Consider the following 672-nt stretch of genomic DNA (forward strand, 5'->3'; position numbering starts at 1 on the left):
CGAGGCTTTTTTCATTTCTGATGCTTGGAAATAACTTAAAGTATTTGAATTAACCTCTTAGCCAAACATTAGCACCGATAACAACGATAACAACGATAACAGTTAATTACTCTTTTATTATTCAATTCCGAATAAATCTTTCTAGAACATCTAACCACTCTCTGAATATCTATAGAAGTTTGTTAAGCCTGCTTGTCGTACCCCTATTGATACAGGACTTTTGTTAACAGAAGTGCGTTTCTATTCGCTACTGTCTTCAATGTGAGTTAGCGCTTTTAAGCGGTCTCTGACTTACTGCTGATTAATATGACTACTTTGCTTTAGCTTTTACAATAAACGTTATTTAAGCGTTGTATGGAGCTTTCCTCCATCGAGCTGAGTACATAACGTCAGATAGCTCATGTATTCGTATATTCTCTATATCTATCCAATATAGTTATGTTCTGCGAGTGTCGAACTGTCTTCCTAGATATTGAGGTTCAACAAATCTGCTTTGCAGAAAATGATTGAAGTAGCTTCACTTGGTTATCAATGAGATAAGAAGTCTCGTGGTTATGAGTGACAAAAGCCATCGGTGATGGAGTCTCGTTGCTTTTAGGTGGTAGAGAAACGTTCGCGTTGAAACTATGAAGAGTTTTGATAAATTGCAGGTAATAAAAAAGGTTCATCGCG

General features: G+C 36.5%; 1 protein-coding gene. It reads right to left on the reverse strand.

The genetic code is table 11. The annotated features are described in order from the left end of the window. Positions 1-479 precede the first annotated feature (479 nt). Positions 480-672: hypothetical protein (locus BCT11_RS28220; RefSeq protein WP_206747849.1), on the reverse strand; the 193-nt coding region annotated here is incomplete at its 5' end.

This window comes from Vibrio sp. 10N.222.52.B12 (genome assembly GCF_002875385.1).
Lineage (GTDB): Bacteria > Pseudomonadota > Gammaproteobacteria > Enterobacterales > Vibrionaceae > Vibrio > Vibrio jasicida.